Origin of the sequence: Methylobacterium sp. J-072 (assembly GCF_022829425.1) — a bacterium.
Lineage (GTDB): Bacteria > Pseudomonadota > Alphaproteobacteria > Rhizobiales > Beijerinckiaceae > Methylobacterium.
Window position 1 is genome coordinate 51,004 of the sequence record NZ_JAKSYK010000051.1, and the last position, 12,433, is coordinate 63,436.

Here is a 12,433-nt window from a genome sequence, read left to right on the forward strand (position 1 = left end):
AACGCTGCGACCGGAACACCACAGGACACACGATGCCCGAGACTCCCGTCTTCTCCGACAGCGCCGTCGCCGCCCCCCACCACCTCGCCGCCTCGGCCGGCCGGACCGTGCTGGCGCAGGGCGGCAACGCCATCGAGGCGATGGTGGCGATGGCGGCCTCGATCGCCGTGGTCTACCCGCACATGAACAGCATCGGCGGCGACGGCTTCTGGCTGGTGCGCGAGCGCGGCGGCCGGGTGCGCGGCATCGAGGCCTGCGGGCCGGCCGGGCGCCTCGCCACGATCCAGCGCTACCGGGAGAAGGGCTACGACACGATTCCCGCGCGCGGCCCCGACGCCATGGTGACGGTGGCGGGCGCGGTCGGCGGCTGGGAACTGGCGCTGGCGCTGTCCAAAGCGCTGGGCGGTCGCCTGCCCCTCGACGTGCTGCTCGCCGACGCGATCACCCAGGCCCGCGACGGCGTGCCGGTCTCGCCCAGCGAGGAGCGCTACAAGCCGCAAGCGGGCGACACCCTGTACGAGGCCCCGAACTTCGCTGCGACCTTCCTCAAGGACGGCAAGCCCTACCCGGCGGGCGAGATCCGCAAGCTCTCGGCCCTCGGGGCGACCCTGGAGCAGCTCGCCCATGCCGGGCTCGGGGATTTCTACCGGGGCGACATCGCCCACGAGATCGGCGCCGACCTGGAGCGCCTCGATGCGCCGGTGACCCGGGCCGACCTCAAGGCCTACCAGCCGGCCGAGCGCAGGCCGCTGACCCTGCGCCGGCGCGACGCCACCCTGTTCAACTTCCCGCCCCCGACTCAGGGGCTGGCGGCCTTGATCATCCTCGGCCTGTTCGACCGCCTGAATGTCGCCGCCCCGGAGAGCGTGGCGCATTATCACGGGCTGATCGAGGCGACGAAGCGGGCCTTCGCGGTCCGCGACCGGGTGGTGACCGATTTCGGCCAGCTGCGCCATGACCCGGAGGAGTTCCTGGCGCCGGCCTTCCTCGCCACGGAAGCCGCCCGCATCGACATGAAGCGCGCAGCTTCCGTGCCCCTGCGCGACTCCCCCGGCGACACGGTCTGGATGGGGGCGATCGACCGGGATGGCCTGGCGGTCTCCTACATCCAGTCGGTCTACTGGGAATACGGCTCCGGGGTGGTGCTGCCGCGGACCGGGATCGACTGGCTCAACCGCGGCGTCTCGTTCTCGCTCGACCCGGCTTCCGTGAACCCGCTGGAGCCGGGCCGGCGCCCGTTCCACACCCTGATCCCGGCGCTCGCCGCCTTCGACGACGGCCGGGTCATGGCCTACGGTGCGATGGGCGGCGACGGCCAGCCGCAATTCCAGGCGCAGATCTTCTGCCGCTACGCCGATTACGGCTTTTCCGTCGCCGACGCGGTCGAGGCGCCGCGGCTGCTCTACGGCCGGACCTGGGGGGCGCCCTCGCTGAGCGTGAAGGTCGAGGATCGGTTCGACCCGGCGATCCTGTCGGCCCTGGAGCGCATGGGCCACCAGATCGAGCCGGTCGGCGTGCCCTACAGCGACACGCTGGGCCATGCCGGCATGCTCGTCCGTCGCGCCCGGGACGGGCGGATCGAGGCGATGCACGACCCGCGCTCGGATGGCGGCGCGTTGGGGTTCTGAAGGCGCGCGGCCCTAGCCCGCCTGGACCAGCCAGCAGGCGGCGCGCAGGCTGACGGTGCCGCCCTTCGCGTGCGGGCGCAGGGCCGCGGTGACCGCGGCCTCGGCCCGGGCGCGCAGATCGGGCTCGGCCTCGCGCACGAGATGCGCGGTCGGCCCGAGATTGAGCGCCACATGCGCCGCGGAATCCGCCGCCTCGGCATCGGTGGCGCCCCGGCCGAGCACCACGTCGCGGTCGACCGCGTCGCACGCCACGGTCCCGAAGCCGGCCCCGCGCAGCAGCGCGACCAACGGGTCCGCCGCGGCGAAGCGGAACGGGCCGGGCATGTCCGGCGGCGGGGGCGGCGGGATCTCGGGCAGGAGCGGCACCACCGCCTCGCGCGGCACCGTCACCCAAAGGTTTTCGGGGAGCGCCCGCCAGCACAGGAAGGTCAGCCGGCCCTCCGGACCGAGCATCCGGCGGATATTGGCGAAGGCCCGGGCCGAGTCCGGGAAGAACATCACCCCGAACCGCGACAGGGCCTGCCGGTAGGTCCCGAGATCGGCCGTCTCCACATCCGCCTCGACGAACCGGATTGGCGCGGCACCTGTCTCCGCCTCGGCGCGGCTCCGGGCGACCGCCAGCAGCGGCGCCGAGATGTCCGCGCCGGTCACCGCGCCCTGCGGCCCGACCCGGCGGGCGGCCTCCAGGGTCGTGGCGCCCGAGCCGCAGCCGATATCGAGCACGGAGTCGCCGGGGCGGAGCGCCGCCCGGGCGAACAGGGCCTCGGTCAGCGGCGCGAACACCGCGTCGAGCACCGCCTGGTTGCGGGCCCAGCGGGTGCCGACCTCGCCGTTCCAGTACTCGGCCTGGGTAATGCCGCCGGCCATCGCCGCCCTCCCCTCAGGCCGTCATGACGGCGACCGACAGGTCGGGCTTGTGGTTCAGGGTCTGGAAAACGACGCAGTAGCGCTCGGTCAGCTTCAGCAACTGCGCGAGTTTGTCTTCCGGCGCGTCGGTGTCCAATTCGAAGAACAGCCGAATGCTGCGAAAGCCCACCGGCGCCCCCTTGTCGACGCCGAGCGTTCCGCGAAAATCCAGGTCGCCCTCGGCGCTGACCGTGCCGGACCGGAGCGGGATCTCCAGCGCGGTCGCCACCGCCTTCAGGGTGACGCCGGCGCAGGCGACCAGGGCTTCGAGCAGCATGTCCCCGGAGCACAGCTCCAGCCCGGATCCGCCGCTGGCCGGGTGCAGCCCGGCCTCCGCGATGGCGCGGCCGGTCTCGACCTTGCAGGCGATCTTGGTGTCGTCCAGCGTGCCCCGGGCCTTGAGGGTGACCACCGCCGAATCCGGGGCCGAACGGTACTGGTCCTTGATCGGAGCCTGCAGGGCTCGCAAAGCGGTGGCGTCCATGGGGCGTCGTCCTCTCGGTGTCCCGGGCTCCTCTTGGGCGGGAGCCTCCGGGACGCGGTATAGGCGCCCCGCTCAGGGACGGGAAGCGCGGCCCGTCAGCGCCGCCACCGCGTCGGCCAGGGCATCGACCTGCGCCTCGTCGTGGGCCGCCGAGAACGCCACGCGCAGCCGCGCGGTCCCGGCCGGGACGGTCGGCGGCCGGATCGCCACCACCAGGAAACCGGCGGCTTCCAGCGCCGCCGAGATGGCGAGCGCCGCCTGCGCGTCGCCGACCAGCACCGGCACCACGGCGCTCTCGGCTTCGGGTAGGCCCAGGCGGGCGGTGAAGCGCCGGGCGAGCGCGAGCGGCCGCGCCCTACGCGCCGGCTCCTCCTCCAGGATCGCCAGGGCTTCGAGCGCTGCGGCGGCCGAGGCCGGCGGCAGGCCGGTGGTGTAGACGAAGCTCCGGGCGCGGCTGGTCATCAGGTCGATCACCGGCCGCGAGGCGCAGAGATAGCCGCCATAGGAGCCGAGCGCCTTCGACAGGGTGCCCATCTCCAGCGGCGCCCGCGGCCCGTCCTCGACCACGCCAATCCCGTGGGCGTCGTCCACCAGCGTCCAGGCGTCGAACTGGTCCGCGACGCCCAGGATGTCGCCCAGCGGCGCCCGGTCGCCATCCATGCTGAACACCCGCTCGGTCAGGACCAGGGCGCGGGCGTGGTGCGGACGGTGCTCCGCGAGCGTCTTTGCCAGATCGCCCGGATCGTTGTGGCGGAAGGTCAGCACCTTGGCGCCCGACAGCCGTGCCCCGGCCCACATGCAGGCATGAGACAGCGCGTCCAGCACCACGAGGTCGCCGCGCCCGGCGAGCGCCGGGGTGATCCCGAGATTGGCGAGATAGCCGCTGCCGAACACCAGGGCGGCCTCGGTGCCCTTGTGTCGCGCCAGCCGATCCTCCAGCGCCCCGAGAACCGGATGGTCGCCGGTGACCAGCCGCGACCCGCCCGCCCCGGCCCCGTAGGCCGCGACCGCTTTCTGCGCCGCGGCGACCACCCGCTTGTGGTGCGACAGGCCGAGATAATCGTTGCAGGAGAACGACACGAGCGCCCGGCCCCCGCGCGCTGCCGCGGCCCCGGAGCCGCGCTCAGTGGGCGTCAGCCGCCGCCGCAGGCTGCCGGCCTCCAGGGCGTCGAGTTTGGTGCGGGCGAAGGCGGCGAGGCTGTCCATCGGGTGGGTGATGGGGCCGTGGCGGCAGTGGATGTCAAGGTGGTGGGGCCGAGGATGGACCCAGACTGATAGCCGAGCCCTATCAAGATGTTTGCGAAGGAGGGTGGGCAGCGAACTGTCCTGCTTGCTTTGTGGCGCAGGGTCTTTGCGGAAACCGCTCCGACAACAACCCCGTCATCCCGGTGCCGCGAAGCGGAGCCCGGGATCCAGAAACACTGTCAGATCATGTGCTTGCGACGTCGGCGGCTCTGGATCCCGGGCTCGCCTGCGGCGCCCCGGGATGACGGTGTGGATCCTCACGCGTCTATGACATCCGGGATCCGCCGCGCCGATTGACATGAGCATCTTCGTAATTATGGTACGGTCATTCCAGAACAGGAGCGGCGTGTGGCCCGGCCGAGAGAATTCGATGAGGAGCGCGTCCTCGACGCCGTGATGGAGACCTTCTGGCGGACCGGCTTCGAGGGCACCTCGGCGCAGGCGCTGGTCGACGCCACCGGCCTCGGGCGCGGCAGCCTCTACGCGGCTTATGCCAGCAAGACCGGGCTCTTCGAGCAGGCGCTGCGGCGCTACCAGCGGCGCGCGCAGGACCATGTCGATCAGCTCCGCCAGCCGGGCTCGCCCCTGGCGCGGCTGCGCGACCTGATGGAGGGCATCGTCGAGGCCGATCTCGCCGAATCGGACAGGCGCGGGTGCCTGGCGACCAACAGCGCCATCGAGATGTCCGGTCGCGACCCACGCGTGGCCGAACTCGTGCGCGACAATTTCAGCATCCTGACCCGCGGGATCGCGGAGACGATCCGGCGCGGCCAGGACGCGGGCGAGATCCGCGCCACCGCGGATGCCGAGATCCTGGCGCTGTTCGTGTTCAACGCCGTGCAGGGCTTGCGAGTGCTAGCCAAGACGACGCCCGTACAGGACCGCACGAAGCTGATCGCCGTCATCGACCAGACCTTGGCGGCGCTGACGTAGCGCCCCCTTTTTTAGCTCATTATGGAACAAATATTCCAAAATTATCGCGAATAGGAGATCCCCATGACAGATCGCAAGCCGCCGGTGTCCGTCACCGTCCTCGGCACCGGCCTGATCGGCGCCGCCGTGGCCCGCAACCTCGCCCGCAAGGGATTTGGCGTCCGCGTCTGGAATCGGTCGCCCGAGAAGGCCCGCGCCCTCGCGGCGGACGGCGCCGAGCCGGTCGATCGGGCGGCCGATGCGGTTCGCGACGCCGATATCATCGTGACGGTTCTGAAAGACGGTCCCGCCGTGCGCGAAGCCATGGTGGCGGCCTTGCCGGGCCTGCCCAAGGAGGCAATCTGGCTCCAGCTCAGCACCGTCGGCGTGGGCGCGATCGAGGCGCTCGCGGGCTTCGCCGCCGAAAATAACCTCGTCCTCTACGATGCGCCGGTGCAGGGCACCCGCCAGCCTGCCGAGCAGGGCCGGCTGGTGGTTCTCGCCTCCGGGCCGGTCAGCCGGCGCCCCGAGGCCCAGACCGTCTTCGATGCCATCGGCCAGCGCACGCTCTGGGTCTCCGAGGCGCCGGGCGGGGCCAGCAGGCTCAAGCTCGCCCTCAACGCGTTCGTGTTCGCGCTCACCCACGGCACGGCCGAATCGCTTGCCATCGCCCAGGCGCTCGGTCTCAATCCAGCCCTGGTGATCGAGGCCGTGACCGGCGGACCGCTCGACAGCCCCTATGTCCAGGCCAAGGGCGGCGCGATGCTCAACGGCGACTACGCCACCAGTTTTTCCGTCGCGAACGGGCTGAAGGATGCCGGGCTGGTCATCGAAGCGCTCGCCGGGACCAGCATCCGCGCCGACTTGGCTGAAGCCGGTCTCGCCCGCTTCCGGCGGGCGGCGGAGGCCAGCCATGGCGGCAAGGACATCGCCGCGTCCTTCCTGGTGTGATGGAGGCTCCGATGACGGTCTCTGAAACCGTGCACCCATCGACCGTGGCAGACGAGGCCGGTTCCGGACGCCTCCCGATCGGCCAGCTCCTGGCCTTCACCGTGGCGGGGTTCCTCGCCATCATGACCGAGACCTTGCCGGCCGGCCTGCTGCCGCAGATCGGCTCCGGCCTCGGCGTCTCCGAGGCGGTGGCGGGCCAGACGGTGACGCTGTACGCGCTGGGCTCGGTCGTCGCCGCCATTCCGGTGATCGCCGCGACGCGCAGCTGGAACCGACGCCTGCTGTTCCTCCTGGCGATCGCCGGCCTGCTGGTCTACAACACGGTGACGGCCGTCTCCGCAGATTTCGGCCTGACCCTCGCCGCACGCTTCATCGCCGGCATGGCGGCGGGCGTCGTCTGGGGGCTGGTCGCGGGCTATGCCCGGCGCCTGGCGCCGCCGCATCTTCAGGGCCGTGCGCTCGCGATTGTCGGCGTCGGCCAGCCGATCGCGCTCTCCCTCGGCGTGCCGCTCGGTGCCTGGCTCGGCAGCCTGTCCGACTGGCGGCTGGTCTTCTGGATCCTGTCCGCGGTCGCCCTGCTCCTGCTCGCCTGGGTGCGGCTGGGCGTGTCCGATTTTCCCGGCCAGGCGCCGGATCAGCGCGTGCCGGTGCGAGCGGTCTTCGCGATCCCGGGCATCCGCTCGGTCCTGCTGGCGCTGTTCGCCTGGATCCTCGCGCACAACATTCTGTACACCTACGTGGCGCCGTTCCTCGGCACGACCGGAACCGATCTCCGGGTCGATCTCATCCTGCTCGTGTTCGGGGCCGCGTCGGTCGTCGGCATCTGGGCGACGGGCGTGCTGGTGGACCGCCACCTGCGCACCCTGACGCTGCTGAGCCTCGCCGCCTTCTCGGCCGCGGCGCTGCTGCTGGGACTGTCGCACGGATCTTCGATCCTGGTTCTGGTCGGCGTCGTGGTCTGGGGCCTGACCTTCGGAGGCGCCCCGACCCTGCTGCAGACGGCGCTGGCCGATAGCGCCGGCGAGCAGGCCGACGTGGCGCAATCCATCTTCGTCACCGTCTTCAACCTGGCCGTTGCGGGCGGCGGCGTGGTCGGCGGATTGGTGGTGGACGGGGCCGGTGCCGACCTCCTTCCCTGGACGCTGCTGCCCTTAGCCATCCTCGCACTGGCGACGACATGGCGGGCGAAGTTTCATGGCTTCAGGGTTGGTGGCTGGGGGGCGTGACGAAGGTTGTTGATCGTGCCCTGGAGGCTGGGCGCTGCGGCGCGGATTGGCTTGGGGGCGCTATCGACCTTCAACGCGCTCCGGCACGGGACGAAGCTTTTCCCCGGCGCTGGGCGTCTTCTGCGCGCGGTTCGCCGGCCCCATCGTCGCCGAGAGGTAGATGAACAGGCCCACGGCCAGGGCGAGAACCGGCCCGAGGGCCATAAGATAAAGATCCGACCAGCTCATTCCCGCAGGCTCCCGAGCTGGCATCGTGCTGTCATCACGGATTACGCCTCTGGCACGTGAAGGATATGCGTCGCGGAACCCCGAAACCAGAGGGGGCGCTCCGCTTGACCACCCCCGCCAAGCCGCCCATCCCTCCGCCATGACGTCCGATCGACCCTCGAAAAAGAATCTCTGGCGGCCCTACACGCAGATGCGGCTGGCGCCGCCGCCGCTGGAGGCGGTGGCGACGCATGGCAGCCGCATCGTGCTGGCCGATGGCAGCGAGCTGGTGGACGGCATCGCCTCCTGGTGGACTGCGGTGCACGGCTACAACCATCCGCACATCGCCCAGGCCGTCGCCGACCAGCTGGCGCGGATGCCGCACGTGATGTTCGGCGGGCTGACCCATGCCCCGGCTGAGCGGCTGGCGGCGCGGCTCGCGGCGCTGCTGCCGGGGGACCTCGACCACGTCTTCTTCAGCGATTCGGGCTCGGTTGCCGTCGAGGTCGCGCTGAAGATGGCCGCCCAGATGTGGCTCAACCGCGGGGTGAGCGGCCGGACCAAGGTCCTGGCCTTCCGGGGCGGCTATCACGGCGACACGATGGGCGCGATGTCGGTCTGCGACCCTGAGGAGGGCATGCATCGCCGCTTCGGCGCCTACCTGCCCAGCCAGGTTTTTTGTGACCTGCCGCGGAGCCTTGCCGAGACCGAGGCGCTCGACGCGGCGCTCGCCGCCCATCGCGAAACGCTGGCCGCCGTGATCGTCGAGCCCCTGGTCCAGGGCGCGGGCGGCATGGTCATGCATCCGCCGGAGGTTTTGGCGACGATCGCGCGCCTCGCCCGCCGCCACGGCCTGCCGCTCATCGCCGACGAGATCTTTACCGGGTTCGGTCGCACCGGCAGCCTGTTCGCCTGCCAGCAGGCCGGGATCGTGCCGGACATCCTGTGCCTGTCGAAGGCGCTCACCGGCGGCACCATGGCGCTCGCCGCCACGATCGCCCGGACGGAGGTGTTCGATTCGTTCTGGTCCGAGGATCCGGCCGCGGCGCTGATGCACGGCCCGACCTTCATGGCCAATCCCTTGGCCTGCGCGGCGGCCAATGCCAGCCTCGACCTGTTCGAGACCGAGCCGCGCCTCGATGAGGCCCGAGTGATCGGGGACCGCCTCGCGGACGGGCTGGCCGAGCTGAAGGGGCTGCCCGGGGTAGCGGATGTCCGGACCCTCGGCGCCATCGGGGCGGTGCAGTTCGCCCGCGCCCCCAACCTCGCGTCCCTCAAGGCGGCCTTCCTCGACAGGGGCGTCTGGGTGCGGCCGTTCGGCGACATCGTCTATCTGACCCCCGCCCTGACCATCCCGATGGGCGATCTCGACCGGCTGATCGAAGCGGTCGTGGCCGTCGTTCCCGGGCAGGCCGCGGCGCTCGCCTGAGCGCATCCGCCACACGATCCCGCGAGCTGTCGCCACGCCGGCCTGCAACCCGGAACCGTTTCTGCCGTTGGGCTCACGGCTGACAACGCGTACGGCGGCCCTCGCGGTCGGACGCTGCCGGAGGGAGTACACAGTGGCGAGCGAGCAGACGGTTTCGGGCGGCGATCGGCCGGTGATCCTCCTCGTCGAGGACGAGGCGCTGACGATCATGGACCTCGGGGACGTGCTGGAGGATGGCGGCTACGACACGGTGCAATGTGCCTCCGCCGAGCGGGCGCTCAGCATCCTTCAGGCGCGACCGGATATCTGCGGGCTGGTGACGGACGTCCAGCTCTCGGGAAAGACCGACGGGTTCGACCTGGCGAGCGCGGTGGCGGAGGCCCGGCCGCACTTGCCGATTCTCATCGTGTCCGGACGGGCGGCTCCCGACCCAGCCCGCATGCCGTCCCACGCCGACTTCATCGCCCGGCCCTGCACGGGCGAGGACATCCTCGACCGGCTCAAGCGCCTGATGCCCTGTTGAGCGGAGCGCCTTTTCGGCCCCCGTCATCGCATCGTCACCGGCTCGCGCCACAGGAACTGACGCGGCCGTGGGACGGGAGTGGACGGTGCAAGTTCAGGATGGTCCGGCGGCCGCCGGCATAGATGCGGGCGCTCCGGTGGGCGACAAGCAGAAACGCGATCGTGAGATCAAGGATGCGGGCGCGTCGGAGAGTTCCTCCAAGAAGATGCGACCGCCCGGCGTGCGCAGCGTCGGCTGGGCCTTGGTGCAGGCGGCCCGCCTGCACCGAGCCCGCACCGGCGACCGCCTCGCCAAGCTCGGCCTGTTCGCCGGGCAGGAACAGGTCGTGCAGGCGCTGGCCGCGGCCGGCACCATGACGATGGGCGACCTCGCCGCCCTCCTGCGGGTGCGGCCTCCCACCGCCTCGAAGACGGTGACCCGGCTGGCCGCGCTCGGTATCGTCGAGCGCCGGGCCGAATCGGGCGACGGGAGGGTGGTCCGGGTGCAGCTCACCGAGGCCGGCCTGGCCAAGGCCGAGGCGATCGAGCGGATCCAGGAGGAGGTCGAGGCCGAATTGCTCGACCATCTCGACAAGACCGACCGGCGCCGCCTGCGCAAGCTCCTGCGCAAGGCCGCCCGCGGCCTCGCCGAGGCGGCCGGCGCCTCGGGCCAGATCACCGAGGTCGACGCCGAGATCGAGGCGGAGGACGAGGCCGAGGCGCTTTCTATCTGAGAGCCTGTCTGATTTCGCGATCTCGCTTGAGATCTCGTTTGGAAGACGGTTCCGAGCGACGGATATCCTCATATCTCCCCTCATCCTGAGGTGCTGCGCAGCAGCCTCGAAGGAGCCCTCCAGGGATCGCGCGGCTGGCTGGAGGGCTCCTTCGAGGGCTCCGCTCCGCTACGCCACCTCAGGATGAGGTCGAGACGGGGAAAAACCGGTCAAACAGGCTCTGAGAGCCTCAAAAGCATCATCCCGAACGGTGGTTGCCACCTTTCGGGATGAGCCTGTCGCAGGACGATGCCGGAAAACCCGGTTCCGGTTCAGGTGCCCCGCACGTGTGGTGATGTGAGTGCCCAGCGGCTCAGGTTCGAGGCGCAACCGCCCTTGCAAACCGCGATGCGCCCCCTCTCCCGTGCGGGAGAGGGTTGGGGTGAGGGACCAGGTTTTTCCGGAAAGCTCGGATCCCTCACCCTGTCCCTCTCCCGCACGGGAGAGGGGACCTGCGTCACATCCGGGGATGTGGCAATCCGATAGCCCCAAGGGAGAGGGAAAACGCGTGGCGTTTCTGACGCTTACGACCGAACGCAAGGGGTGAATTTGGTGGCCCGTCCGTTCAGGCCGCGCGCTTCCAGGCCGGGAACGGGTCCGGCAGGTGGCGATAGGCTTCGGGGTCGAACGCCGCCTCCTCGCTGGTCTCCACCAGGCAGGCATCCAGGGCGGCGGTGAGCGCGTCGCGGTCCATGCCGGTGCCGATGAACACCAGTTCCTGGCGGCGGTCGCCCCAGATTTCGCTCCAGACTGCGTCGAGTCGCTCGCGGAACTCGGGCGCCTCCGGCCAGCGCCGACGCGGCACGGCCGACCACCAGAACCCCATCGCCGAAACGCGCGCTACGGCGCCCGCCAGCGAAAAGTCCCCGACCCAGTCCGGCCGCGTCGCCAGCCAGAAATGGCCCTTGGCCCGGATCAGCCCCGGCCAGGTCGCGTTGACGAAGGCGTTGAACCGCTCCGGATCGAACGGCCGCCGGGCCCGGTAGACGAACGAAGAAATCCCGTATTCCTCCGTCTCCGGCACGTGCGCGTGGGCGCCGTACAACTCCTTGAACCAGAGCGGGTGGGCCTGCGCCTTCTCCTCGTCGAACCGCCCGGTCTCCAGGATCGCGTCGAGGGGCGCACGCCCGTGATCGGTCTCCACGATGCGGGCATCGGCGTTCAGGCCGCGCACCACCGCGCGGACCAGGGCGAGGTGCTCCGCCGAGACGTCCTGCGCCTTGTTGATCACCACCACGTCGGCGAACTCGATCTGCTCCACCAGCAGGTCGACCAGGGTGCGGGTATCCTCGGCGCCGGAGGTCTCGCCGCGCTCGCGCAGGAACGCGGCCGAGCCGTAATCCTTGAGCAGGTTCACCGCGTCGACCACCGTCACCATCGTGTCGAGGCGGGCGAGATCCGAGAGCGAGCGGCCGGCCTCGTCCCGGAACGAGAAGGTCGAGGCGATCGGCAGCGGCTCGGCGATGCCGGTGCCCTCGATCAGCAGGTAGTCGAACCGCCCCGCCTCGGACAGGCGGCGGACCTCGTCCAGCAGGTCGTCCCGCAGGGTGCAGCAGATGCAACCGTTGGTCATCTCGACCAGCGTCTCGTCGGTCCGGGACAGGTCTGCGCCGCCGGCCCGCACGAGGTCGGCGTCGATGTTCACCTCGCTCATGTCGTTGACGATCACGGCGACCCGGCGGCCGTCGCGATTGTTGAGGATATGGTTGAGCAGCGTCGTCTTGCCGGCCCCGAGGAAGCCGGAGAGGACGGTGACGGGAAGGCGGGGATCGGGCTTGGTCATGGCCTGAGAAAAACGTTATAACGTTTCAAAGTCAACCGTCGCTGGAAGGCTCTGTGAAGTGTCGAGGGGCCAGCGCTTTCAAGGAGTTTGGCCCCGTGCGCGTCGTGGGATCAGCGCTCCCGAGCAGATCACGCGCGCCCTTTTCCCGGACAGGTGAAGCGAGGCGGAACCTGATCCGGGACCCAGCACACGAAGCGCCGCGCCAGCGGCACAGGTCGATCGGACGGACGCTGCGCGCCGTCGTGTGCCCCCCCTGCTGCGCAGGGTACCCTCCCCCGCAGAGGGGGGAGGGAGAGCGCGCGTTTCGGCTTCACTGTACTCCGAAAAACCCTGGACGAAGTGGCCGCGCGCGGCCAGCGTGTGCCGTTCTGGTGGCGGGACGACGATG

The 12,433-nt window shown here is 70.6% G+C and carries 12 protein-coding genes; 7 read left to right on the forward strand and 5 right to left on the reverse strand.

Annotation, left to right across the window (positions count from 1 at the left end; genetic code table 11):
- Nucleotides 1–32: 32 nt before the first annotated feature.
- Complete coding sequence (locus tag MKK67_RS04755; protein WP_243962513.1) at nucleotides 33–1,628, forward strand: gamma-glutamyltransferase family protein; 1,596 nt, start codon at nucleotides 33–35, stop codon at nucleotides 1,626–1,628.
- 12 nt (nucleotides 1,629–1,640) lie between these two features.
- Here MKK67_RS04755 and MKK67_RS04760 read toward each other — a convergent pair whose 3' ends face one another.
- From MKK67_RS04760 to MKK67_RS04770, 3 genes are all read right to left on the reverse strand, one after another.
- Nucleotides 1,641–2,495, reverse strand: a complete 855-nt coding sequence (locus tag MKK67_RS04760) for a class I SAM-dependent methyltransferase (RefSeq protein ID WP_243962514.1) — start codon at nucleotides 2,493–2,495, stop codon at nucleotides 1,641–1,643.
- Between the two features lie 13 nt (nucleotides 2,496–2,508).
- Nucleotides 2,509–3,018, reverse strand: a complete 510-nt coding sequence (locus MKK67_RS04765) for an OsmC family protein (RefSeq protein ID WP_243962515.1) — start codon at nucleotides 3,016–3,018, stop codon at nucleotides 2,509–2,511.
- A gap of 72 nt (nucleotides 3,019–3,090) precedes the next feature.
- The gene (locus MKK67_RS04770; RefSeq protein WP_243962516.1) at nucleotides 3,091–4,224 is read right to left on the reverse strand and encodes an aminotransferase class I/II-fold pyridoxal phosphate-dependent enzyme; all 1,134 of its coding nucleotides are present in this window, start codon (nucleotides 4,222–4,224) and stop codon (nucleotides 3,091–3,093) included.
- A 387-nt stretch (nucleotides 4,225–4,611) separates the two neighbouring features.
- Here MKK67_RS04770 and MKK67_RS04775 point away from each other — a divergent pair, with 387 nt between their 5' ends.
- The 3 genes from MKK67_RS04775 to MKK67_RS04785 all read left to right on the forward strand — a co-directional run bounded on the left by MKK67_RS04775 (nucleotide 4,612) and on the right by MKK67_RS04785 (nucleotide 7,352).
- Nucleotides 4,612–5,196 (forward strand): TetR/AcrR family transcriptional regulator, encoded by a 585-nt coding sequence (locus MKK67_RS04775; RefSeq protein ID WP_243962517.1) that lies wholly within the window; start codon nucleotides 4,612–4,614, stop codon nucleotides 5,194–5,196.
- Nucleotides 5,197–5,259: 63 nt separating this feature from the next.
- Nucleotides 5,260–6,126: an NAD(P)-dependent oxidoreductase gene (locus MKK67_RS04780; RefSeq protein ID WP_243962518.1), complete on the forward strand. Its 867-nt coding sequence runs from the start codon at nucleotides 5,260–5,262 to the stop codon at nucleotides 6,124–6,126.
- Nucleotides 6,127–6,137: 11 nt separating this feature from the next.
- A complete protein-coding gene (locus tag MKK67_RS04785; protein ID WP_243962519.1) occupies nucleotides 6,138–7,352 on the forward strand; it encodes an MFS transporter in 1,215 nt (404 codons plus the stop codon).
- 60 nt (nucleotides 7,353–7,412) lie between these two features.
- Here MKK67_RS04785 and MKK67_RS04790 read toward each other — a convergent pair whose 3' ends face one another.
- Entirely contained in the window at nucleotides 7,413–7,580 is a 168-nt protein-coding gene (locus tag MKK67_RS04790) for a hypothetical protein (protein ID WP_243962520.1), read from the reverse strand.
- Between the two features lie 139 nt (nucleotides 7,581–7,719).
- On the opposite strand from MKK67_RS04790, the gene MKK67_RS04795 reads away from it, so the two are divergent.
- From MKK67_RS04795 to MKK67_RS04805, 3 genes are all read left to right on the forward strand, one after another.
- On the forward strand, nucleotides 7,720–8,988 hold the full coding sequence (locus tag MKK67_RS04795) for an adenosylmethionine--8-amino-7-oxononanoate transaminase (RefSeq protein WP_243962521.1): 1,269 nt from the start codon (nucleotides 7,720–7,722) through the stop codon (nucleotides 8,986–8,988).
- A gap of 133 nt (nucleotides 8,989–9,121) precedes the next feature.
- Entirely contained in the window at nucleotides 9,122–9,511 is a 390-nt protein-coding gene (locus MKK67_RS04800; RefSeq protein WP_243942436.1) for a response regulator, read from the forward strand.
- An 85-nt stretch (nucleotides 9,512–9,596) separates the two neighbouring features.
- A complete protein-coding gene (locus tag MKK67_RS04805) occupies nucleotides 9,597–10,223 on the forward strand; it encodes a MarR family winged helix-turn-helix transcriptional regulator (RefSeq protein WP_243962522.1) in 627 nt (208 codons plus the stop codon).
- 604 nt (nucleotides 10,224–10,827) lie between these two features.
- Here the strand turns inward: MKK67_RS04805 and zigA are convergent.
- Nucleotides 10,828–12,045: a zinc metallochaperone GTPase ZigA gene (zigA, locus tag MKK67_RS04810; RefSeq protein WP_243962523.1), complete on the reverse strand. Its 1,218-nt coding sequence runs from the start codon at nucleotides 12,043–12,045 to the stop codon at nucleotides 10,828–10,830.
- Between the last annotated feature and the right edge of the window lie 388 nt (nucleotides 12,046–12,433).